This is a genomic window from Tabrizicola sp. (assembly GCF_036781545.1).
Taxonomy (GTDB): Bacteria; Pseudomonadota; Alphaproteobacteria; order Rhodobacterales; family Rhodobacteraceae; genus Tabrizicola.
Genome location: NZ_DAIQAT010000050.1, coordinates 1 through 21,487, shown reverse-complemented (window position 1 = coordinate 21,487; position 21,487 = coordinate 1). Strand labels below are relative to the sequence as shown.

Annotated in this window: 23 protein-coding genes; 17 read left to right on the top strand and 6 right to left on the bottom strand. The window is 67.2% G+C overall.

Going from position 1 to position 21,487, the window contains the following annotated elements; all coding sequences use genetic code 11:
• The 6 genes from V7Q39_RS10010 to V7Q39_RS09985 all read left to right on the top strand — a co-directional run.
• Positions 1–1,054: ABC transporter ATP-binding protein (locus V7Q39_RS10010; protein ID WP_333816438.1), on the top strand; the 1,054-nt coding region annotated here is incomplete at its 5' end.
• Between the two features lie 112 nt (positions 1,055–1,166).
• A complete protein-coding gene (locus V7Q39_RS10005) occupies positions 1,167–2,267 on the top strand; it encodes an ABC transporter permease (protein WP_333816437.1) in 1,101 nt (366 codons plus the stop codon).
• Positions 2,267–3,235, top strand: coding sequence for an ABC transporter permease (locus tag V7Q39_RS10000; protein ID WP_333816436.1), 969 nt, complete (start codon positions 2,267–2,269; stop codon positions 3,233–3,235). The genes V7Q39_RS10005 and V7Q39_RS10000 overlap by 1 nt, the downstream gene beginning before the upstream one ends.
• Positions 3,236–3,238: 3 nt before the next feature.
• The gene (locus V7Q39_RS09995; RefSeq protein WP_333816435.1) at positions 3,239–4,042 is read left to right on the top strand and encodes a purine-nucleoside phosphorylase; all 804 of its coding nucleotides are present in this window, start codon (positions 3,239–3,241) and stop codon (positions 4,040–4,042) included.
• Positions 4,043–4,126: 84 nt separating this feature from the next.
• Positions 4,127–5,047: a sulfite exporter TauE/SafE family protein gene (locus V7Q39_RS09990; protein ID WP_333816433.1), complete on the top strand. Its 921-nt coding sequence runs from the start codon at positions 4,127–4,129 to the stop codon at positions 5,045–5,047.
• On the top strand, positions 5,044–5,802 hold the full coding sequence (locus V7Q39_RS09985; RefSeq protein WP_333816432.1) for a TIGR02186 family protein: 759 nt from the start codon (positions 5,044–5,046) through the stop codon (positions 5,800–5,802). The genes V7Q39_RS09990 and V7Q39_RS09985 overlap by 4 nt, the downstream gene beginning before the upstream one ends.
• Here V7Q39_RS09985 and V7Q39_RS09980 read toward each other — a convergent pair whose 3' ends face one another.
• Both V7Q39_RS09980 and V7Q39_RS09975 read right to left on the bottom strand, forming a co-directional pair.
• Complete coding sequence (locus V7Q39_RS09980) at positions 5,803–6,282, bottom strand: VOC family protein (protein WP_333816430.1); 480 nt, start codon at positions 6,280–6,282, stop codon at positions 5,803–5,805. It abuts the gene before it with no gap.
• Between the two features lie 100 nt (positions 6,283–6,382).
• On the bottom strand, positions 6,383–6,640 hold the full coding sequence (locus V7Q39_RS09975; protein ID WP_333816428.1) for an accessory factor UbiK family protein: 258 nt from the start codon (positions 6,638–6,640) through the stop codon (positions 6,383–6,385).
• Between the two features lie 114 nt (positions 6,641–6,754).
• Here V7Q39_RS09975 and lgt point away from each other — a divergent pair, with 114 nt between their 5' ends.
• The 4 genes from lgt (at position 6,755) to V7Q39_RS09955 (ending at position 9,742) form a co-directional block, all read left to right on the top strand.
• Positions 6,755–7,624 (top strand): prolipoprotein diacylglyceryl transferase, encoded by an 870-nt coding sequence (lgt, locus tag V7Q39_RS09970; protein WP_443082505.1) that lies wholly within the window; start codon positions 6,755–6,757, stop codon positions 7,622–7,624.
• Positions 7,621–8,673 (top strand): class I SAM-dependent methyltransferase, encoded by a 1,053-nt coding sequence (locus V7Q39_RS09965; RefSeq protein ID WP_333816426.1) that lies wholly within the window; start codon positions 7,621–7,623, stop codon positions 8,671–8,673. The genes lgt and V7Q39_RS09965 overlap by 4 nt, the downstream gene beginning before the upstream one ends.
• Positions 8,673–9,431, top strand: coding sequence for a peptidoglycan editing factor PgeF (gene pgeF, locus V7Q39_RS09960; RefSeq protein ID WP_333816425.1), 759 nt, complete (start codon positions 8,673–8,675; stop codon positions 9,429–9,431). Before V7Q39_RS09965 ends, pgeF begins: the two co-directional genes overlap by 1 nt.
• A 113-nt stretch (positions 9,432–9,544) precedes the next feature.
• Positions 9,545–9,742 (top strand): hypothetical protein, encoded by a 198-nt coding sequence (locus V7Q39_RS09955; RefSeq protein ID WP_333816424.1) that lies wholly within the window; start codon positions 9,545–9,547, stop codon positions 9,740–9,742.
• 88 nt (positions 9,743–9,830) lie between these two features.
• Here the strand turns inward: V7Q39_RS09955 and V7Q39_RS09950 are convergent, their stop codons facing one another.
• Positions 9,831–10,331 carry an Lrp/AsnC family transcriptional regulator gene (locus tag V7Q39_RS09950; RefSeq protein WP_333816423.1) on the bottom strand — a complete coding sequence of 167 codons (501 nt, stop codon included), beginning with the start codon at positions 10,329–10,331 and terminating at the stop codon, positions 9,831–9,833.
• 167 nt (positions 10,332–10,498) lie between these two features.
• Here V7Q39_RS09950 and trxB point away from each other — a divergent pair, with 167 nt between their 5' ends.
• Positions 10,499–11,437, top strand: a complete 939-nt coding sequence (gene trxB / locus V7Q39_RS09945; RefSeq protein WP_333816422.1) for a thioredoxin-disulfide reductase — start codon at positions 10,499–10,501, stop codon at positions 11,435–11,437.
• Positions 11,438–11,594: 157 nt separating this feature from the next.
• On the opposite strand, the gene V7Q39_RS09940 is transcribed toward trxB, so the two are convergent.
• Complete coding sequence (locus tag V7Q39_RS09940; RefSeq protein ID WP_333816421.1) at positions 11,595–12,395, bottom strand: IclR family transcriptional regulator; 801 nt, start codon at positions 12,393–12,395, stop codon at positions 11,595–11,597.
• A 252-nt stretch (positions 12,396–12,647) separates the two neighbouring features.
• Between V7Q39_RS09940 and V7Q39_RS09935 the strand changes: the two genes are divergently transcribed.
• The 4 genes from V7Q39_RS09935 to V7Q39_RS09920 are packed head-to-tail and all read left to right on the top strand — an operon-like array spanning position 12,648 to position 15,755.
• Positions 12,648–13,412: an SDR family NAD(P)-dependent oxidoreductase gene (locus tag V7Q39_RS09935; RefSeq protein ID WP_333816420.1), complete on the top strand. Its 765-nt coding sequence runs from the start codon at positions 12,648–12,650 to the stop codon at positions 13,410–13,412.
• The gene (locus tag V7Q39_RS09930) at positions 13,409–14,320 is read left to right on the top strand and encodes a 2-dehydro-3-deoxygalactonokinase (protein WP_333816419.1); all 912 of its coding nucleotides are present in this window, start codon (positions 13,409–13,411) and stop codon (positions 14,318–14,320) included. Before V7Q39_RS09935 ends, V7Q39_RS09930 begins: the two co-directional genes overlap by 4 nt.
• The gene (locus V7Q39_RS09925) at positions 14,317–14,922 is read left to right on the top strand and encodes a 2-dehydro-3-deoxy-6-phosphogalactonate aldolase (protein ID WP_333816418.1); all 606 of its coding nucleotides are present in this window, start codon (positions 14,317–14,319) and stop codon (positions 14,920–14,922) included. Before V7Q39_RS09930 ends, V7Q39_RS09925 begins: the two co-directional genes overlap by 4 nt.
• Positions 14,919–15,755, top strand: a complete 837-nt coding sequence (locus V7Q39_RS09920; RefSeq protein WP_333816416.1) for an SMP-30/gluconolactonase/LRE family protein — start codon at positions 14,919–14,921, stop codon at positions 15,753–15,755. The genes V7Q39_RS09925 and V7Q39_RS09920 overlap by 4 nt, the downstream gene beginning before the upstream one ends.
• A 114-nt stretch (positions 15,756–15,869) precedes the next feature.
• Here the strand turns inward: V7Q39_RS09920 and V7Q39_RS09915 are convergent, their stop codons facing one another.
• On the bottom strand, positions 15,870–17,480 hold the full coding sequence (locus tag V7Q39_RS09915; RefSeq protein WP_333816415.1) for an alpha-amylase family glycosyl hydrolase: 1,611 nt from the start codon (positions 17,478–17,480) through the stop codon (positions 15,870–15,872).
• A gap of 240 nt (positions 17,481–17,720) precedes the next feature.
• On the opposite strand from V7Q39_RS09915, the gene V7Q39_RS09910 reads away from it, so the two are divergent.
• Positions 17,721–18,956, top strand: a complete 1,236-nt coding sequence (locus tag V7Q39_RS09910; RefSeq protein ID WP_333816414.1) for an MFS transporter — start codon at positions 17,721–17,723, stop codon at positions 18,954–18,956.
• On the opposite strand, the gene V7Q39_RS09905 is transcribed toward V7Q39_RS09910, so the two are convergent.
• Positions 18,953–20,026 carry a DUF4424 family protein gene (locus V7Q39_RS09905; RefSeq protein WP_333816413.1) on the bottom strand — a complete coding sequence of 358 codons (1,074 nt, stop codon included), beginning with the start codon at positions 20,024–20,026 and terminating at the stop codon, positions 18,953–18,955. The genes V7Q39_RS09910 and V7Q39_RS09905 overlap by 4 nt on opposite strands.
• 162 nt (positions 20,027–20,188) lie before the next feature.
• Here V7Q39_RS09905 and V7Q39_RS09900 point away from each other — a divergent pair, with 162 nt between their 5' ends.
• The gene (locus tag V7Q39_RS09900; RefSeq protein ID WP_333816411.1) at positions 20,189–21,358 is read left to right on the top strand and encodes an MFS transporter; all 1,170 of its coding nucleotides are present in this window, start codon (positions 20,189–20,191) and stop codon (positions 21,356–21,358) included.
• Positions 21,359–21,487: the final 129 nt, after the last annotated feature.

Here is a 21,487-nt window from a genome sequence, read left to right as displayed (position 1 = left end):
CGAGCCCACGGGCGTCCTGACCCCCGACGAGGCCGACCACCTGTTCCGCATCCTGAAAGGACTGAAAGAGCAGGGCAAGACGGTGATCCTGATCACCCACAAACTGCGCGAGATCATGGAGGCGACCGACAACGTCAGCGTCATGCGGCGCGGCACAATGGTCGCGACGGTGAAGACCGCCGAGACCAGCCCCGAGCAGCTGGCCGAGCTGATGGTGGGCCGCAAGGTGCTGCTGGAGGTGGAGAAAGGCCCCGCCAAACCGGGCGCGGTGGTGTTGTCGGTCCAGAACCTGCGCGTCCGCGACGAGCACAAGGTGGAGCGGCTGAAAGGCGTCAGCTTCGAGATCCGCGCGGGCGAAATCCTCGGCATCGCCGGGGTGGCGGGGAACGGCCAGTCCGAGCTTCTGGCCGTGCTGGGCGGGATGCTGGAAGCCCATGACCGCGCCGAGGGCAGCATCCTCTTGAATGGCGCCGCCCTGCCGCTGACCGGCCCGGGCGCCGACGGGCAAAGCCGCCGCCGTGTGGGCATCGCCCATGTGCCCGAGGACCGCCAGCACCACGGGCTGATCATGGACTTCACCGCCTGGGAGAACATGGCCTTCGGCTATTTCGCCGAGCCGGAATACCGCAAGAACGCGCTCTTCATGGACAATGACGCGCTGCGCGACGACACCCGCGCGAAGATGCAGAAATACGACGTGCGCCCGCCCGACTGCTGGCTGCCCGCGAAAAGCTTCTCCGGCGGCAACCAGCAGAAGATCGTCGTTGCCCGCGAGATGGAGCAGGACCCGGATCTCCTGCTGATCGGCCAGCCCACCCGCGGCGTGGACATCGGCGCGATCGAGTTCATCCACAACCAGATCATCGCGTTGCGCGACCAGGGCAAGGCGATCCTCCTGGTCAGCGTCGAGCTGGACGAGATCATGAGCCTCTCCGACCGCATCGCCGTGATGTTCGACGGCCGGATCATGGGCCTCCGCGACCCCGAGACCACGGACGAGCGGGAGCTTGGCCTCCTGATGGCCGGGGTGACGGGGAAAGGGGAGGCGGCGTGATGGCGTCTGTGCAAGACGACAGATACGGGCGCCTCCCCTCCCCCCCTTGGGAAGGGAGGGAGATGCAGGCGCCGCACCGTCACGAAGACCTTGAAGCAAGAAGGGCCGCCTGATGGACCGCCTGCCGCGCTGGGCCGATGTCGCCCTTGTCCCCCTCGTCTCGCTGACCCTGGCCGCGATCCTTTCGGCGCTGGTCATCCTCGCCATCGGGCAGGACCCGTGGGAGGCGATCACGGTGATGGTCGAAGGGTCGGTGATGAACGCCTATGGCTGGGGCTATACACTCTACTACGCCACCAGCTTCATCTTCACCGGGCTGGCGGTGACCGTGGCCTTCCATACGGGCCTCTTCAACATCGGCGGCGAGGGACAGGCGCAGCTGGGCGGCCTCGGCGTGGCGCTGACCGTCCTCTTCATCCCCTGGCCGCACTGGACGCTGGCGCTGGCCGGGGCCTCGGTCGGCGCGGCGCTGTTTGGCGCGGCCTGGGCGGCGATTCCGGCCTACCTTCAGGCCAAGCGTGGCAGCCATATCGTCATCACCACGATCATGTTCAACTACATCGCCGCCAGCCTGATGATCTTCATGCTGGTCGACGTGCTGCGCCCCCCCGGTAAGATGGACCCGGCCACCGCGAACTTCCCGCCCCAGGCGCATCTGCCAAGGTTCAATGAAATTCCGGGCGTGAATCTGATCTTCGAAAGCAAGGTTCCCGCCAACGTCACCTTCTTCATCGCGCTGGCCATGGCGGTGGTGGTCTGGCTCCTTCTCTGGCGCACCCGGCTCGGCTACCAGATCCGCGCCTTCGGCAAATCCGAGCCCGCCGCCCGCTATGCCGGAATCAACCCGACCCGGATCATCATGATCGCCATGCTGATCTCGGGCGGGCTTGCCGGGATGATGGCGATCAACAACGTGATGGGCGAGGCGGAGCGGCTTCTCGGCAACTCGGCTTCGGGGGCGGGCTTCATCGGCATCGCCGTCGCGCTGATGGGCCGCAACCACCCGGTCGGCGTGGTGCTGGCCGCGCTTCTGTTCGGCTTCCTGTTCCAGGGCGGAGCCGAACTGGGCCTCTGGACCAAGATCCCCATTGAACTCCGTACCGTGGTGCAGGGGCTGGTGATCCTCTTCACCGGCGCGCTCGACATGATGGTGCGGATGCTGCTGACCCGCATCTTCGCCCTCTTCCGCCCCGCCAGACTGGAGGCCGCGTGATGGACTACAACACGCTCCTGCAACTCCTCGACTCCACCCTGCGGCTGGCGACGCCCTTGCTGCTGGCCTGTCTCGCGGGGCTCTATTCCGAACGCTCCGGCGTCTTCGACATCGGGCTGGAGGGCAAGATGCTGGTCGCCGCCATGTGCGCGGGCGCGGTCGCCTATTACAGCGGGTCGGCATGGGTCGGTGCGCTGGCGGGGATCGCCGGGTCGCTGGCCTTTGCGCTGATCCACGGGGTGACGTCGATCACCTTCCGCGGCAACCAGCTGATCGCCGGGGTGGCGCTGAACTTCCTCGCCTCGGGCCTCACGGTGCTGGCGGCGCAGAGCCTCTTCGGCCAGGGCGGCCGCACCCCGCCCCTGACCGGCGCCGCCCGCTTCGGCGAACTGCACCTGCCCTTCGTCGAGGCGCTGCGGCCGGTCCCGGTGCTGGGCCCGCTTTATGCCGAGGTGATCTCGGGCCATTCGATCCTGGTCTATGCCGCCTTCGTCATCGTCGCGCTGACCTGGTGGGTGCTCTACCGCACACGCTATGGCCTGCGCCTGCGCGCGGTGGGCGAAAACCCCGCTGCGGTCGATACCGCCGGGGTCAGCGTCAAGGGGCTGCGCTTTTCGGCCGTGATGATCACCGGGGTCCTCTGCGGCCTCGCCGGGGCCTATATGGCAACGGCGCTGCAAGCGGGCTTCGGCAAGGAGATGACCGCCGGGCGCGGCTATATCGCGCTTGCCGCGCTGATCTTCGCCAAGTGGCGCCCGGTGCAGGCGATGGGCGCCTGCCTTCTGTTCGGTTTCTTCCAGGCGTTGGCCCTACGCCCCGACGTGGTGGAGCGGGTGGCGCAGGTGAAGGTCCCGGTCCCCTTCCTCGACGCGCTTCCGTATATCCTGACCGTCCTCGTCCTCGCAGGCTTCGTCGGCAAGGCGATCCCGCCCCGCGCGGGGGGCGAGCCTTATGTGAAGGAACGCTAGGCCATGTCCGGCGCCGAGACCCTTGCCCGCCTGATCCGCTCCCGCGGCGGGGACGCCCCGGTCGCGCTTGGCCTGATCCTCGGCTCCGGCCTCGGCCATCTGGCGCAGGCGGTCGATGGGGTGGCGATCCCCTATGCCGACCTGCCCGGTTTTCCGCATGTCGGCGTCTCGGGGCACAACCCGCACCTGCATGTGGGGACCTTGGAGGGCGTCCGGGTCGCCGTCTTCGGCGCGCGCGAGCATTACTACGAATCCGGCAATCCGCGGGCGATGCTTTTGCCCTTGCAGGTGCTGAAAGCGCTGGGGGCAGAGAGCCTGATCCTGACCAATGCCGCAGGCTCGATGCGCCCGGACATTCCGCCGGGCAGCGTGATGCTCCTCTCGGACCACATCAACTATTCCGGGCTGAACCCCTTGATCGGCGAGAAGACCGACGCCCGCTTTGTCCCGATGACCGACGCGCATGACCCGGGCCTGCGCGGGGCGCTGGAAGCGGCTGCCGTGGCGCAGGGCATCGACCTGCCGGAGGGCGTCTACTGCTGGTATTCCGGGCCCTCCTTCGAGACCCCCGCCGAAATCCGGATGCTGAAGCTTCTGGGCGGCGATGCGGTCGGCATGTCCACCGTCCCCGAGGTGATCCTCGCCCGCTTTCTGGGGCTGAGGGTCGCGGCGATTTCCACCATCACCAACATGGCCGCCGGCATGTCGGACGAACAGATCAGCCACGAGCACACCAAGGCGATGGCCCCCTTGGGTGCGGCAAAACTGGAACGCATCCTGCGGGAATTCCTGCGCTCACGAAAGTGAGACGAATCGGGGTTTGACATCCCCGGCAAAGGCGCGCAACCCTTTGAACACTCCGCCGCTTTCGCTTCTGCACTGGCCGCCTCGATGCAGCTTTATCTTCCCATCGCCGAGGTCTCGGTCAATGCCTTCCTCATTCTGGGGCTGGGCGGCATCGTGGGGTTCCTGTCGGGCATGTTCGGGGTCGGCGGCGGCTTCCTGATCACGCCGCTTCTGTTCTTCATCGGGGTCCCCCCCGCCGTCGCCGTGGCCACCGGCGCGAACCAGGTCGTCGCCTCCTCGGTCTCGGGCGTGCTGGCGCAGCTTCGGCGCAAGGGGGTGGATTTCCACATGGGCACCGTCCTGCTGCTGGGCGGGTTCGTCGGCTCGGCCATCGGGGTCTGGGTCTTCGCCTGGATGACGCGGCTGGGCCAGATCGACCTGTTCGTGCAGCTGTCCTATGTGCTGTTCCTGGGCCTGATCGGGGCGATGATGTTCCAGGAAAGCCTGCGCAGCCTGCTCCGCTCGCGAAAGCCGGGGGCACCGATCCGCCGCGCGCATGTCCATTCCTGGGTGCATGGCCTGCCCTTCAAGATGAAGTTCCGCGCCAGCGGGCTTTACATCAGCGTGATCCCCCCGGCGCTGATCGGTGCGGCCGTGGGTTTCCTTGCCGCGATCATGGGGGTCGGCGGCGGGTTCGTGCTGGTGCCGGCGATGATCTATCTGCTGGGGATGCCGACCAAGGTCGTGATCGGCACCTCTCTGTTCCAGATCATCTTCGTCACCGGCTTCACCACCGTCATGCATGCGGTGAACAGCCAGTCGGTCGACATGATGCTGGCGCTGCTCCTGATCCTCGGCGGCGTCGTCGGCGCGCAGATCGGCACGCGGGTCGGTGTCCGGCTCAAGGCCGAACAGTTGCGTATCCTGCTGTCGCTCCTCGTCCTTACGGTCGCGATCCGCATCGCAGCCGATCTTCTGGTCACCCCTGACGAGCTTTACTCCGTGACACCCGGTGTCCTGCCGTGATCCGCGCGCTCGCCCTCAGCCTGGCGCTGGCACTGCCCGCTGCCGCGCAGGAGATGATCGTCGCGGGGATGAGCCAGAACCGCGTCTCGATCACCGCCGATTTCGATGGCTCCGAGATCCTGATCTACGGCGCGGTGAAACGCGACGCCCCCCCGCCGGGTGGCGGGCCGCTGGAGGTGATCATCACGGTCGAGGGACCCTCCACCCCCGTCGCCGTCCGCCGCAAGGACCGCGTCGCGGGGATCTGGGTCAACAACGCTTCGGTCAACATCAGCAGCGCCCCCAGCTTCTATGCCGTCGCCACCACCGGCCCGCTGAGCCACATTCTCTCGGACATCGACAACCTGCGCTATGGCATCACCATCGAGCGGGTGATCCGCACCGTCGGCATCGCATCCGAGGCCGACCGGTCGGGCGAGTTCATCCTGGCTCTTCTGCGCGTGCGCACCAACGAAGGCCGCTACCGCATCCTGGAAGGCAAGGTCGAGCTGACCGAAGACACGCTTTTCCGCACCGATATCGAACTGCCCTCCAACCTGACCGAGGGCGAATACAAGGTGCGGCTGTTCCTGTTGCGCAACAAGCATGTGGTCGCCAGCCAGGAACGGGTGATCGGGGTCCGCAAAGAGGGGCTGGAGCGGTTCATCTACAACCTCGCGATGCAGCAGCCGCTGGTCTATGGGCTCGTCTCGCTGGTGCTGGCCGCCTTGGCGGGCTGGGGCGCCTCGGCCGCCTTCCGGCTGATCCGGACGTGATCAGTCCGCTTCGGCCAGCAGCGCCTCTACGTCCAGCCGTCTGGTGATCATCGAAAGCGATCCATCCGCGGCCCGGGGCCAGTCGGCTTCGGGGCGGTCGCGGTAAAGCTCCACGCCGTTGCCATCCGGATCGTCGAGGTAAAGCGCCTCGGACACGCCGTGATCGGTAGCCCCGGTCAGGGGATAGCCCGCCGCGACCAGCCGCTTCAGGACCTGGGCCAGCGCCTTGCGGTCGGGAAACAGGAAAGCGGAATGATAAAGCCCGGTATGGCCCGGCGGCGGCGGCGAGCCGCCAAGGCTTTCCCAGGTGTTCAGGCCGATATGATGGTGATAGCCGCCCGCCGACAGGAAGGCCGCCTGCTTGCCATAGCGCTGGGTCACGTCGAACCCGAGTATCCCGGAATAGAAGGCGATCGCCCGGTCGAGATCGGCGACCTTGAGATGGACATGGCCCACGCGGGTTTCAGGGTGGATGGACATCAGGGGTGCCTCACGCATCGGTTCGGCGTCGATCCTATGCGACCGGGCAGCTTCCCGCCACGGGGATTTCCGCACATCTCCCGTGCGGCCAGCGCGTCCGTCAGCCCTTCTTCTTCGCCAGCACCGCCTCCAGCGCCGCGATCCGGGCCTCCAGCGCGGCGTTTTCCTCGCGCGCCTTCTGCGCCATGGCACGGGCGGCGTCGAATTCCTCGCGGGTCACGAAATCCCGGTCGGCCATCCAGCGGTCGACGAAACCCTTGAGCGCCGTCTCGGCCTCGGTCTTCGCGCCCTGGGCCACGCCCATCGCATTGGTCATGAGCTGGCTCATGTCGTCGAAGAACTTGTTGCGGGTCTGCATGGGCAACCTCCTGCGCTTCACCTCTATATGGCCCCGCCCCGCCCGCGGGGCAAGGCGCGGTTGACATCGCCCGCCCTGCCCGCGACAAGCGGTCCCGAACCGATGAGGGCCCGCATGATCCCCTTCCCCGACATCTCGCCCAACGTCTTCTCGGTCACGCTCTTCGGCCACGATTTCGCCCTGCGCTGGTATGCCCTGGCCTATATGGCGGGCCTTCTTTACGGCTGGTGGATCATCCTGCGCGCCATCCGGACGCCCCGCCTCTGGGCCGACGGCCCGCCGCTGACCCCTGAACAGGTGGAGCGCTTCTTCACCTGGGCGGTGCTCGGCGTCATCCTCGGCGGACGGATCGGCTATGTGATCTTCTACGAACCCGCCACCTTCCTCGCCGAACCCTGGCGCATTCCTTTCGTCTGGGAGGGCGGCATGTCCTTCCACGGCGGCTTTGCCGGGGTGGTGCTGGCAGGCATCTGGTTCTGCCGGCGCGAGAAGATCCCGATGCTGTCCATGGGCGACCTCCTCGCCATCGCGGCACCCGTGGGGCTGGGGCTGGGCCGGTTGTCGAACTTCGTCAACGCCGAGCTTTGGGGCCGCCCGACCGACCTGCCCTGGGGCGTGATCTTCCCCGGCGCCGCGGCGCAGACCTGCCCGCAGCTGGTGGGTGCCTGTGCCCGACACCCCAGCCAGCTTTACCAGGCCGCGCTGGAGGGGCTTCTGCTGCTGGTCGTGTTGACCTGGCTCGCCTTCCGCAGGGGCTGGTTCAAGCGCCCCGGCGCGCTGATGGGTCTGTTCCTGGCAGGCTACGGCGTGGCCCGCTTCCTGGTGGAATTCGTCCGCCAGCCCGACGCGCAGTTCGTCTCGCCCGGCAATCCCGTCGGCTGGGCCGTGCAGGCCGGGGACTACGGCCTGACGATGGGCCAGCTCCTGTCGCTCCCGATGATCGCCGCCGGGCTGTGGTTCATCCTTCGCGCCCGGAAGCAATGACCCCCCTCGCCCGCCTTCTGGTCGAACGCATCCGCGAGACCGGGCCGATCACCGTGGCCGACTACATGGCCGAGTGCCTCTTGCACCCCGTCCACGGCTACTACACCACCCGCGACCCGTTCGGCGCGGGGGGCGACTTCACCACCGCGCCGGAGATCAGCCAGATGTTCGGCGAGCTTCTGGGCCTCGCGCTGGCGCAGGCCTGGCTCGACCGCGGTTCGCCCGCCCCCTTCACCCTTGCCGAACTTGGCCCCGGTCGCGGCACGCTGATGGCGGACATTCTGCGCGCCACCCGCACGGTGTCCGGCTTCCACGAGGCCGCCCGCCTGACATTGGTCGAAGCCTCCCCCCGCCTGCGCGATGTGCAGGCCGTCCCCCTCGCCACCTACCAGCCAAGCTGGATCGACCGCGTCCAGGACCTGCCCGAGACCCCTCTCTTCCTCATCGCCAATGAATTCCTCGACGCCCTGCCGATCCGCCAGTTCATTCGCGGCCCCCAGGGCTGGCAGGAGCGGCTGATCGGCCTCCGCGACGACCAGCTCACCTTCGGCCTCTCCGCCCCCCTGCCCCAGGTTCCCGACACCCCCGCCTTCCGCCATGCCCCCGAGGGCGCGCTGGTCGAGGACAATCTTCCCGCCCGCCATGCCGCGGCCGAAGTGTCCACCCGCATCGCCCGTCACGGCGGCGTCGCCTACTGGATCGACTATGGCGGCTGGCGCTCGCAGGGCGACACGCTGCAAGCCCTGCGCAACCACGCGCCCGACGATCCCCTCGCGCATCCGGGCGAAGCCGACCTCACCGCCCATGTCGATTTCGAACCGCTTGCCGCGCTGGCGCAAACCTTCGCCTGGGACACCCAGGGGGCGGTTCTGACCCGCCTCGGCATCGACGCCCGCGCCGAGCGGTTGGCCCGCAACCTGACCGGCGCTGCGCTGGAAAGCCACCGTGCCGCGCATCGGCGCTTGACCGATCCCTCGGAAATGGGTTCGCTGTTCAAGGTGCTGGCCATGACCTCCGCCGGTGCCCCGCCACCTCCCGGATTCGCCTGATGCACTCCACGCTGGAACTCATCACCTCCGACGCTCTGCAAGCCCCCCACGGCTTCTTCACCCGCAAGGGCGGGGCCTCCTCGGGCATCTTCGCAGGGCTGAACTGCGGCACGGGATCGTCCGACCAGACCGAGATCGTCGCCATCAACCGCGCCCGCGTCGCCGAGGCGATGGGCGTCGGGCCGGAAATGCTGGTCACGGTCCATCAGGTCCATTCGGCCAGGGCCCTGCCGGTCACCGGCCCCCTCTCGATCCGCCCCGAGGCCGATGCGCTGGTGACGGCGACCCCCGGCCTCCTCCTCGCCGTGCTGACCGCCGACTGCCAGCCCGTCCTCTTTGCCGACCCGCAGGCGAAGGTGATCGGCGCCGCCCATGCCGGCTGGCGCGGGGCCGTGGACGGGGTGCTGGAAGCCACGCTCGACGCGATGGAGGCGCTTGGGGCGCGCCGCTCGAACATCACCGCCGTCATCGGCCCCACGATCAGCCAGGCGGCCTATGAGGTTGGCCCGGAATTTCTGGACCGCTTCCGCGCCGAGGACGAGGCCAGTACCCGCTTCTTCGCCAATGGCGAGGGCGACCGGATGCTCTTCGACCTGCCGGGCTACGGCCTGCATCGCCTGCGCAATGCCGGGGTGAAACAGGCGGAATGGACCGGCCATTGCACCTACCGCGACCCCGCGCGGTTCTATTCCTTCCGCCGCACCACCCATGCCGGAGAGGCCGATTACGGACGGCTCATCTCGACAATAAGGCTATAAGACGGCGAAAGTCGGCATGAAAATGCTCCGATTGCTGCACGGTTCTTCCCCAACCCTGCCGCAATCTCCGGTCAACTCTTTCCCTGTCAGGTTGTATTGCGACGGGGAAAGCGATGATCATCCAGATGAAGACCAGACGCCGCTGGATCCTCTCCATTCTTGAAACCGTCGGCGATGGCGAAGACAGCCGCGTCGTCGCCCGCGCATCGGCGCGTCAGACCTCGGGCCGCACCGCGATGGTCTCCGGCCAGAAGGGCTTTGCCATGCGGCTGAAGACCGCGACGCGCCAGGTTTCCGACGCCGCCCGCTGACGCGCTAAGTCTAAGAATTTTCTAGAAAATTCTTAGACTGCCCAGTGACTGGGCCCTCACGACAAGCACTATCCTGCTAAGCGGCGGCTCAGGCGTTTCTCGCCAGCCGCGCTTCCAGCACGTCGAAGGGCAGGCCCGGCTCGTCCTTCGCACAGCGGATCACCAGACTAGTCTTCACATTGGCCACATGATCGGCCTTCAGCAGTTCCTCGGTCAGGAAGCTCTGGAAGGTCGACAAGTCGGGCGAGACGCATTTCAGGATGAAGTCGATCTCGCCGTTCAGCATGTGACATTCGCGGACCAGCGGCCAGGCCCGGCAACGTGCCTCGAAGGCGGCAAGATCGGCCTCGGCCTGGCTCGACAGCCGCACCATGGCGAAGACCTGGACCTCGAAGCCCAGTTCCCGCGCGTTGATGTCGGCATGATAGCCCCGGACATAGCCCTGCTCTTCCAGCGCCCGCACCCGGCGCAGGCAGGGCGGCGCCGAAATGCCCACCCGGCTCGCCAGCTCGACATTGGTCATCCGGCCATCGGCCTGCAACTCGGCCAGAATCTGGCGGTCGATGGGGTCAAGCTTGTGCGCGGCCATGGTGTCTCCGTTGTCGCGCCTTACTTACGCGCGAGGCGCCAGTTGCGCAATAATATTTCAACATCGCGCAAGAAAACGATCCCTGCGCCCTCGGCAACCCCGTCATGCGGGGGCTTTCCGCCCCCTTCGCGGACGTCTATATCGGGGGCCGGCATACGGGGGACAGCATGGGCGACGCGCGGCATACCAAGGTTCTGATCATCGGCTCCGGCCCCGCGGGCTATACCGCCGCGGTCTATTCCGCCCGCGCGATGCTGGAGCCGATCCTGATCCAGGGGTTGCAGCCCGGCGGCCAGCTGACCATCACCACCGAAGTGGAAAACTGGCCCGGCGATACGGAAGTGCAAGGTCCCGACCTGATGGTCCGGATGGAGGAACATGCCAAAGCGATGGGGGCCGAGGTGATCTCGGACTACATCACCTCGCTCGACCTCTCCAAACGCCCCTTCACCGCGACGGCCGACAGCGGCACCACCTACACCGCCGATGCGGTCATCCTCGCCACCGGGGCGCAGGCGAAATGGCTGGGGCTGCCCAGCGAGGAGAAGTTCAAGGGCTTCGGCGTTTCGGCCTGCGCGACCTGCGACGGGTTCTTCTATCGCGGCAAGGAAGTGGTGGTGATCGGCGGCGGCAACACGGCGGTCGAAGAGGCGCTGTTCCTCACCAATTTCGCCTCGAAAGTGACGCTGGTCCACCGCCGCGACAGCTTCCGCGCCGAGAAGATCCTGCAGGACCGCCTGTTCAAGAACCCCAAGATCGCCGTGGTCTGGAACAGCGAAGTGACTGAGATCCTGGGAACCGAGGCATCGCTGGGCGTGACCGGGGTGAGGGTCCGCAACGTGAAGACCGGGGCAGAGGAGGTGCTGCCCTGCGACGGGTTCTTCGTGGCGATCGGCCATGCGCCCTCCTCCGAGCTGGTGCGGGACCAGTTGCCGCTGCATTCGGGGGGCTATGTGGTGGTGGAGCCGGGCTCGACCCGCACCGCGATTCCCGGCGTCTTCGCGGCGGGGGACCTGACGGACCATATCTACCGGCAGGCGGTGACCAGCGCCGGGATGGGCTGCATGGCGGCGCTGGATGCGGAGAAGTTCCTGGCGGGGCACTAACCTGTCCACGCGCGGACAGTTTGCATTATCCTGCGAAACCAATCAGTTGCCTTTGGACGTTAGGGGTTTGTTGACAGATTCCCCCTCGTGCGGCTTCGTCTTCGCTTCACAAGGGCGAACCGCCAGCGAAGCGTGACTCGGTCGCAAGCAAGCGGTGTCAGCTGGCCTGCGCCGACGGCGGTTCGGGAAAGCGCCAGCTTTCCGCAGCGGCGGCGATCTTCGCCGCGATGTCCCTGATCAGCGGCGCCCGCGCCCCCAGCGCCTCCAGCGTCGTCCGTGCCGTGGTCGACGTGACCGACAGCCCCCCCATCACCCGGCCCGCGCGCGACAGGATCGGCACCGCGCAGCAGATGATTCCGGCCTCGTGCTCTTCGTGGTCCCAGGCATGGCCGCGCCGGCGAATCGCCTCCATTTCCTCCAGCAGCGCCTCGCGGCTGGTCAGGGTCTGCGGCGTGTGACGGTGGAAGGATTGCCGGGCCAGCGCGTCGTCCAGCGCATCCGGTGGCAGCCAGGCCAGCATCGCCTTGCCGACCCCCGTGCAATAGGCCGGACCGACCTTGCCCGCCTGCGCGAACATCTCCACCGGCCGCGCGGCATTGCACTTGTCGATGTACAGCACCTGGCCCTGGTCCAGCTGGGCAAGATGGATCGTCTCGCCGGTCTGCGCGGCCAGTTCATCCAGCCAGGGCCGCGCAATCGGCGCGAGCGAGGACTGCGCCCAGGCGCCATGGGCCAGCCGCACCAGTCGGAGGCCCAGCGCATAGGTGCCAAGATCGGGGTCGAGCATCAGCATCCCCTGATTGGTCAGCGTTTGCAGCAGCCGATAGAGCGTGGCCTTGGGATACTGCGCCTGCGCCAGAAGGTCCGAGAACCGCACAGGGCGGCCATGGCCCGCCACCATGTCAAGGACATCCAGCGCCTTGCCGACCGTGCCGTCCGGATGCCCTTCGGCCTTCATCGCCCGCTTCCTCCTGTTGACAGGAATAGCCGTGCGCGACATAACTTTCAATATTCAAGACAAGGTTTCAAATAATGAAACAAAGGCAAATGCACCGCGCCAGCCGACACGCCGGGCTGGAACCTCCGGCGCGCTGTCAGGTTTTTCCAGGGGTGCCGGGCGCGCGAACAACCGTGACGCAGGCTGGCCCAAGCCAGAGACCGCTGGCATCCTGACGCCCCCGACCATGAGAGCCTGCGAAGGACGCAAGACATGACCGACCCCAGCTTTCCCGACCTGAAGGGCCAATCCGTCTTCGTCACCGGCGGCGGATCGGGCATCGGCGCGGCCCTGACCGAGGCCTTCCTGCGCCAGGGGGCGAAGGTAGCCTTCTGCCAGCGCTCCGATGCGACGCCCTTCTGCGACGCGATGGAGGCGGCCACGGGGAACCGCCCGCTGTTCCTGCCCTGCGACATCTCGGTGACGGACCAGTTGCAGTTGACTCTGGATACGGCGGCCAAGGCGAACGGGCCGATCACCGTGCTGGTCAACAACGCCGCGAACGACCAGCGGCACGAAACCCTGAGAACGGATGAGACCTTCTGGGACTGGTCGATCAACGTCAACCTGCGGTCCTATTTCTTCGCCTGCCAGTCGGTCATTCCCGGAATGAAAGCGGCAGGCGGGGGCAGCATCGTCAACTTCTCCTCGATCAGCTTCATGATGGCCGACAAGGGCTATGCCGCCTATATCACCGCCAATGCCGGGATCGTCGGGTTGACCCGGACCTTGGCGCGCGAGTTCGGGCCGGACCGCATCCGCGTCAACGCCGTCGCGCCCGGCTGGGTGTTGACCGAGCGGCAGAAAGAGCATTGGGTCACGCCGGAAGGGCTGGCCGCGCATCTGTCGCACCAGTGCCTGCCCGACCCGATCCAGCCCGAAGACGTGGCGGGGACGGTGCTCTTCCTGGCCTCGGATGCCTCGCGGATGATGACCTCGCAGACGCTGATCCTGGACGGGGGGTATATCTCGTCATGACAGGTGCCGTGGATCCCGCCTGGATTGCCGTCGACTGGGGCACCTCGAACCTGCGCGCCTGGGCGATGGGCGCCGATGGCCGTGTGCTGGCCGAGGCGACAAGCGACGACGGCATGGGCAGGCTTCCGCGAGAAGGGTTTGAGCCCGCGCTTCTGCGGCTGATCTCGCCGTGGCTTTCGGAACGGCCCCCGGTCGTCGCCTGCGGCATGGTCGGCAGCCGCCAGGGCTGGTGCGAGGTACCCTATCGCACCGTGCCCTGCCCGCCACTGGACCGGGATGCGCTGGCGCTGGCGCCTGTCACCGACCCACGGCTGCAAGTGTCGATTGCGCCGGGGTTGAAGCAGGTCCAACCCGCCGACGTGATGCGCGGCGAGGAGACGCAGATCGCAGGGGTCCTGCGGCTGATGCCCGGCTATGACGGGGTGATCTGCCTGCCCGGCACCCATTCCAAATGGGCGCATGTCAGCGCGGGCGAGGTCGTCAGCTTCCAGACCTTCATGACCGGCGAGCTGTTCGCGCTCTTGTCGGAACAGTCGGTGCTGCGGCACGGGATGCAGGGCGACGGCTGGGATGACGCCGCCTTCGATACAGGGGTTTCGGATGCCCTTTCCCGCCCCGAGCGGATCGGTGCGCGCCTCTTCGCGCTGCGGGCCGAGGGGCTGATCGTGGGCCTTTCCCCACAGGCCGCCCGCGCCCGGCTGTCCGGCCTGCTGATCGGCATCGAACTGGCTGCGGCAAAACCTTACTGGCTGGGCCAGCGCGTCACGCTGGTGGGGGCCGAGACGCTTTCCGCCGCCTATGCCCGCGCACTCGCCGCGCAGGGGGTCGAGGCGCCGCGCCTGTCGGCCACCGACTGCACCCTTGCGGGCCTCGCCTCGCTTTCCCCTGAAACCGAGGCTGCCCGATGACCCACCGCAACCTGATCGCCATCCTGCGCGGGATCACCCCGCCCGAGGCCGCCGCCGCCGCACAGGCGCTGGTCGCCGCCGGGATCACGAGGATCGAGGTGCCGCTGAACTCGCCCGATCCCTTCGCCTCGATCGCCGCGATGGTCGCCGCCGTTCCGGGGGCCGAGATCGGCGCAGGGACGGTGCTGACGGTCGAGGAGGTGGCGCAGGTGAAAGCGACGGGCGGCACCCTGGTCGTCTCGCCGAACTGCGACGTAGAGGTGATCCGGGCCACCCGCGCCGCCGGCATGGCGTCCTGGCCAGGGGTTATGACGCCGACCGAATGCTTCGCCGCGATCAAAGCCGGGGCCACGGGGCTGAAGTTCTTCCCCGGCAGCCTGATCGGGCCCGAGGGGCTGAAGGCGATCCGCGCCGTGTTGCCGAAGGACCTGCCCGTCTATGCCGTCGGCGGCGCCGGGCCCGCGAACTTCGCCGATTGGGTCCGCGCCGGGGCGAGTGGATTCGGCATCGGCACCGCGCTTTACACCCCCGGCCTTTCCGCCGCAGAAATTGCCAGCAAAGCTGCCGCCGTCGTGGCGGCCCATGACGAGGTCTTCCGATGATCTTTGACTCCCGCGCCTGCGAACTGGGCGAAGGCCCGCTCTGGCACCCGGTTCGTGAACAGTTGTTCTGGTTCGACATCCTGAACCGGACTCTTCATTCACAAGCCCGGTCCTGGAGCTTCTCCGGCTATGTCTCCGCGGCGGGCTGGATATCCCGCGACGAGCTTCTCTTGGCCAGCGAGACGGGGCTGATCCGCTTCGACCTTGCGACCGGCACCGAACACGCGGTCGCCGAGGTCGGCAGCGCGGACACGAGGTCGAACGACGGCCGTGCCGACCGGCAGGGCGGCTTCTGGTTCGGCACGATGGGCAAAAAGGCGGAAAAGGGCGCAGGCGCGATCTGGCGCTGGCACCGGGGCGAAGTGCGGCAGCTGTTCAAGGGGATTTCGATCCCGAACGCGATCTGCTTCACGCCCGACGGCACCGCCGCGCATTTCGCCGACACACCCCTTGGTCAGGTGATGAAGGTCGCGCTCGACGCGCAGGGCTGGCCGGTGGGCGAGCCGGAAGTCTGGCTCGACCTCGACCGTGCGGGCCTGAACCCCGACGGCGCGGTGGTCGATGCCGAGGGGCGGTTCTGGAATGCGCAATGGGGCGCGGGACGGGTGGCCTGCTATGCCCCCGACGGCGCCTTCCTGCAGGCGGTCGAGACGCCGGACGCGCCGCAATCCTCGTGCCCGGCCTTTGGCGGCCCGGACCTGACCACGCTTTACGTGACCACCGCGCTTGAGCACATGGATGCCGAAGCCCGCGCGCGGCACCCGGCCTCGGGCCAGCTCTTCGCGTTCCCCGGCACCGCGAAGGGCCTGCCCGAGCCGCAGGTCATCATCTAGCTGTCCGATCGGATCGCCCGTCGACCCGGCCGTCCAACCCTTAACCGGTTCTGAATCCGCCCGCGCAAGCCGTTGATTTCACAGGCGCGGGCAATCTGCCCACGCGCGGGCGGCTCAGCCCTGAACGGCGACCGTGCCCGTCACCGGCAGGAAGGCCGCCGCATTGGGGCCCAGCGTCAGCCGGTCGCCCTGCAGCACCGCATGGATCGACGGACCGGTCGGCGCCTCGACGCCCGCGACCGTGACCGACAGGGCGACGGGCGACAGGTTGAAGAGGCAGAGAAGCGCCCCCTCCCCCTCGCCCCTCACGAAGCCCAGAATAGGCTCGCGCAGGGTCAGGAAGCGGGTCTTGCCCGTGCGCAGCGCCGCCGAGCCCTTCCGGAAAGCCAGCACCGCCCGGTAATGCTCCAGCACCGACCCCTGCGCGCCCTCCTGCCCCGCGACATGACGCGCGGCCTGCTCGGCCTTGACCGGCAGCCAGGGCTTGCCGGTGGTGAAGCCAGCATTGGGCGTGGCATCCCAGACCATCGGCGTGCGGGTGTTGTCGCGGCCGATGGGCTCGGGCCAGAAATTGATCCCCTGCGGGTCGGTCAGTTCCTCGAAGTCGAGCGGCGTGTCGGTCTGGCCCAGTTCCTCGCCTTCCCAGAGGCAGATCGAACCCTCGAAGGCGAGGAGCAGCGAGCCCGTCTGTTTCGCCAGATCGTCGACGCTTTCGCCATGCTTCGCCCAGCGGGTCGCGTGGCGGACGACATCGTGGTTCGAGAAGGCCCACATCGGCCAGCCCTGGGGCGCGCCCTTGAAGAAGCCCTCGATCCGGTCGCGGAAGAAAGCGGCGTCGAAATCGTAGCCCATCAGTTCAAAGGAATAGCACTGATGCAGGCGCCCCGGCGCGGTGTATTCCCCCATCATCTGGATGGCGTGATGCGACTCGCCCATCTCGCCCACCGAGGTCGCGCCGTATTCGTCGAGGAGGCTGCGGATACGCTCCATCCACAGAAGGTTCTCGGGCTGGTTCTTCGAGAAGAGGTGGTATTGCATCCCGTAGGGGTTGCCCTCGGGTTCCTTCTTCACCCGGTAGTCCGCCGCGTCGTCGCGAAAGAGGGAATCCTGGAAGAAGTAGTTGACGGTATCGAGGCGGAAGCCATTCACCCCGCGCTCCAGCCAGAAGCGCATCACCTCCAGCGCCCAGTCCTGCACCGCCGGGTTGTGGTAGTTCAGGTCGGGTTGCGAGGCCAGGAAATTGTGCATGTAATACTGCTTCCTGCGCGCATCCCATTGCCAGGCCGGGCCGCCGAAGACCGAGAGCCAGTTGCAGGGCGGCGTCCCGTCATGCTTGGGGTCGGCCCAGACATACCAGTCGGCCTTGGGGTTCAGCCGGTCGCGGCGGCTTTCGGCAAAGAACGGGTGCTGGTCGGAGGTGTGGCTGAGGACCTGGTCGATGATCACCTTCAGGCCCAGGTCATGCGCCCGGGCGATCAGCGCGTCGAAATCGGCCAGGTTGCCGAAGACCGGGTCGACATCGCAATAGTCCGAGACGTCATAGCCCATGTCCTTCATCGGGCTCTTGAAGAAGGGCGACAGCCAGACCACGTCCACCCCGAGGCTGGCCAGATAGGGCAGGCGCCGGGTGATGCCGGGCAGGTCCCCGACGCCATCGCCATTCGTGTCCTGGAACGACCGGGGATAGACCTGATAGGTCACGGCGCCACGCCACCAGTCGGACATTTCCCACCCCCCAATGCCGGAATCGCGAGCGGGCCATAGCGGGGGTCACGTCGCTGCAAAAGGCCAAAGCGTTCCCGGCCCCATCAAATCCTGCAGAATCCGGCAGGCTGCGGCACATCAGCCACGAAAGTCCGTCAGGGGGCCGAACCATCTCCGTTCGTTGCTGTATCCATCACAATTCTCCATTTGACGCGCCTTGCCGGGCAGCGCAGGTTCCGACCCCGGCGCCCGGAGACCGACATGACCAAAGCCCCCCTGATCACCCCCGTCCTGATCGCCGGTTGCGTGATCCTGATGATCTCCTTCGCGATCCGCGCCAGCTTCGGGGTGTTCCAGATCCCCATCGCGACCGAGTTCGGCTGGCTGCGGTCGGATTTCTCGCTGGCCATCGCGATCCAGAACCTGGCCTGGGGGATCGGGCAGCCCCTGTTCGGGGCGATGGCGGAACGGTTCGGCGACCGCAAGGCGATCATCGCCGGGGCGCTGCTTTACGCGGCGGGGCTGGTGCTGTCGGCCCATGCGGTGACGCCGGGCCAGCATCAGCTGCTGGCGATCCTGGTGGGCTTCGGCATCGCCGGGACCGGATTCGGCGTGATCCTGGCCATCGTGGGCCGGGCCTCCTCGCCCGAGAACCGGTCAATGGCGCTGGGGATCGCCACCGCCGCCGGGTCCGCCGGGCAGGTCTTCGGGGCGCCGACCGCCGAGTTCCTGCTGCAAAGCTATCACTGGCAGACCGTCTTCACGATCTTCGCCGTGGTGATCCTCGCGACGCTGGCCGCGCTACCCTTCCTGCGCAGCCCGCAGCTTGCCAGCCGGCAAGAGTTGGAGGAAAGCCTGGGCACCGTCCTGGTCCGCGCCTTCAAGGACCCGTCCTATACGCTGATCTTCCTCGGCTTCTTCTCCTGTGGCTATCAGCTGGCCTTCATCACCGCGCATTTTCCCGCCTTCGTGACCGAGTTGTGCTCGCCCATCGACGCGGGTTCCACGCTGGCGGGACTGGGGATCACCACGACCTCGGCGCTGGGCGCGGTCTCCATCGCTGTGATCGGGCTTTTCAACATCGTCGGCACGCTGACGGCAGGGTGGCTCGGCAAGCGCTATACAAAGAAATATCTGCTGTTCGGGATCTATGTCGGCCGGACCCTCGCGGCGGCGACCTTCATCCTGATGCCGATCACCCCGGCAAGCGTGCTGGTCTTCTCCGCCGTCATGGGCTCGCTCTGGCTCGCCACCGTGCCTCTGACCTCGGGGCTGGTCGCGCATATCTACGGCATCCGCTACATGGGCACGCTCTACGGCGTGGTGTTCCTCAGCCACCAGATCGGCGGGTTCCTCGGCGTCTGGCTGGGGGGGCGGATGTATGACCTGAACGGCGACTACACGCTGGTCTGGTGGATCGGCGTCGGCGTGGGCGCGTTCTCGGCCATCGTCCACCTGCCGATCCGCGAGCGGTCGATCCAGGCGGTGCCAGCCTAGTCCTGCGTCATCGGCTGAACGATCAGCACCTCAAGGTCGCGCTCGGGCGTGTAATTCGTCTTCTCGACGACAAAGGTTGTCGGGCCGGTCTTCCGGACACCGTCAGCGCAAAGCGAGATGACATTCTTCGGATCGCCCTTGTCGAGCGTCAGGGTGAACTTGCCGATCGGCCCGGCCCAGCTGTTCGCGGTGCGCAGCACATAGGAAATGTTCCACGAGGTGCCGTAATTGCCCGCCTCGTCGCCCGCCGGATTCTTCAGCGCCTTTGCCAGCGCCTTCGAGGTGCCCGTGTCGATGCAATATTCGTCGACCAGGTAGGTCTGGTAATCCTCGGGCGGATCGCTCCAGTAGAACAGGCCCCCCGGCGGGCGGTTGGTATAGCTGTGGCTGATCTTCACGACCTTCCCCGCAGGGAAGGTCTGCGTCCAGTGATAGCGGGTGACGATGGACCAGGCGCCCCAGACATCCGGCGAAATGCCCTGTTCGGCGTCGCCGTCGTAATATTCCGCCAGCCCCAGCGCGGCGAGTTCATTGCGCGTCTCTTCGGGGAAGGACAGGAGCACGTCACGCGCCGCCTGGTAATCGAGCGTCAGCGGGATACCGAGGCGGTCGAGCTCGGCAGTCACGTCGCGACCGGGGTTGTCGTATTGCTTCGAGGGCGGCTCGGCATCGTCATAGCCGTCTTCGAGGATCGCGATGCGGTCGATGGTGACATCGACCGGCTGGCCGTCGACCATGGCGGTGAAGTCCACCACGTCGGGGCGGGTCAGGTCCTCGGGCAGGTTCATCATCGACTCGTAGCCCGACCAGACCGCGATGGGCGGCAGGGGGAAGATCACCTCTCCGGTGACATCCGTGTCGCTGGTATTGCGGAAGGTATAGTCGACGGCGATCGTGTCGATGCCGATGAAGAGCCACTCCTCCTCCATCGCCACGGCCTCGGTCCGGCCGAAGGTCAGGCCGGTGGCGGAGAGCCCGCCGAAACCGTCGTTGGCAAGCGCCGGGGTGGCGAGGAGCAGGGCGGGGAACAGCGACAGGCGCATCGGAACCTCCAGGCGGGACCCCTGCATCAGACGCCGGGATCGGGATTCCCGCAAGTCCCGCCGGGGCCGTAGGTTTCGAAAACTCCGGGACAGAGCCCTTGTCGGCTTTGTCCTGCTTTCTTCGAAGAAATCGGCCTTGCGCCGGGGCGGCGTGCTTGCCACAACCTGCCGACCCCGAAAGGCCCGCCCATGCACATCGGCATCGCTGCTCTCGTCCTCGCCTATGTCCTGAGCCAGTTCTACCGCGCCTTCCTGGCGGTGTTGACCCCGGTGCTGACCACGGAGCTGCACGTGACGGCGGCGGATCTGGCTGCGGCCTCGGGCTGGTGGTTCCTGGCTTTCGCGGCGATGCAGATCCCCATCGGATGGGCGCTGGACCGGATCGGCCCGCGCCTTACCGCCGGAGTGCTCATGGCGGTGGGGGCCGGCGGGGCGGTGCTCTTCTCGCAGGCGACGGGGGGCTTCCAGATCAAGCTGGCCATGGCGCTGATCGGTGTGGGCTGCGCGCCGGTCCTGATGGCCAGCTACTTCATCTTCGCGCGCCAGTTCGCTCCCGCCGTCTTCGGCACGCTCGCGGGGCTGAGCATCGGCATCGGGGCGCTTGGCAACGTGGCTTCCTCGCTGCCCCTGTCGGCTGCGGTCGAGGCCTTCGGCTGGCGCGAGACCGTGCTTGGTCTGGCGGCGATCACCGGGGCCGTGGCACTGGCGATCCTGGCGCTGGTCCGCAATCCGCCAAGGCTCGACACCGCGCGGGACGGAACGCTGGTTGATCTTCTTCGCATACCGGCGATCTGGCCAATCCTGGCGATGATGGTGGTCTGCTACATGCCCATCGCCGGGCTGCGCGGGCTGTGGGTAGGCCCCTATTTCGCCGATGTCCATGGTGCGAACCAGATCGAGATCGGCAAGGTCGGCCTCTGGATCGGGCTGGCGATGGTCGCGGGCAACTTTGCCTACGGCCCGCTGGACCGCTGGCTCGGCACCCGGAAATGGGTGATCTTCGGCGGCAATGCGCTGACGGTGGCCTGCCTCGCCGGGCTTTGGTGGTTCGCCGCCGCACCCCCCGCCGTCGCAACCGCGTTTCTGGTCGCCGCGGGATTCTTCGGCGCAAGCTTCCCGATGGTCATCGCCCATGGCCGCGCCTTCTTCCCGCCGCATCTGATGGGCCGGGGCGTCACGCTTCTGAACCTGTTCGGGATTGCACCCATCGGCGTCGCCCAGATCGCCACCGGCCGCATCCATGCCGCGACCGTTGCCGTGCCCCCCGTCGCGCCGTTTCAGGCCGTCTTCCTGTTCTTCGCCGTGACCACCGCGCTGGGCCTTGTGATCTACCTGCTGTCGCAGGACCGGACCGACTGACCAGACCCACGAATCCGCTTTCCCCCCCGCGTCCCATGCGCTAACAGCCCTCCGTTCCCGAAGGGCGGGAACGCACAAGGAGAACCCCGATGGGCTACAAGGTCGTCGTCGCGGGTGCCACGGGCAACG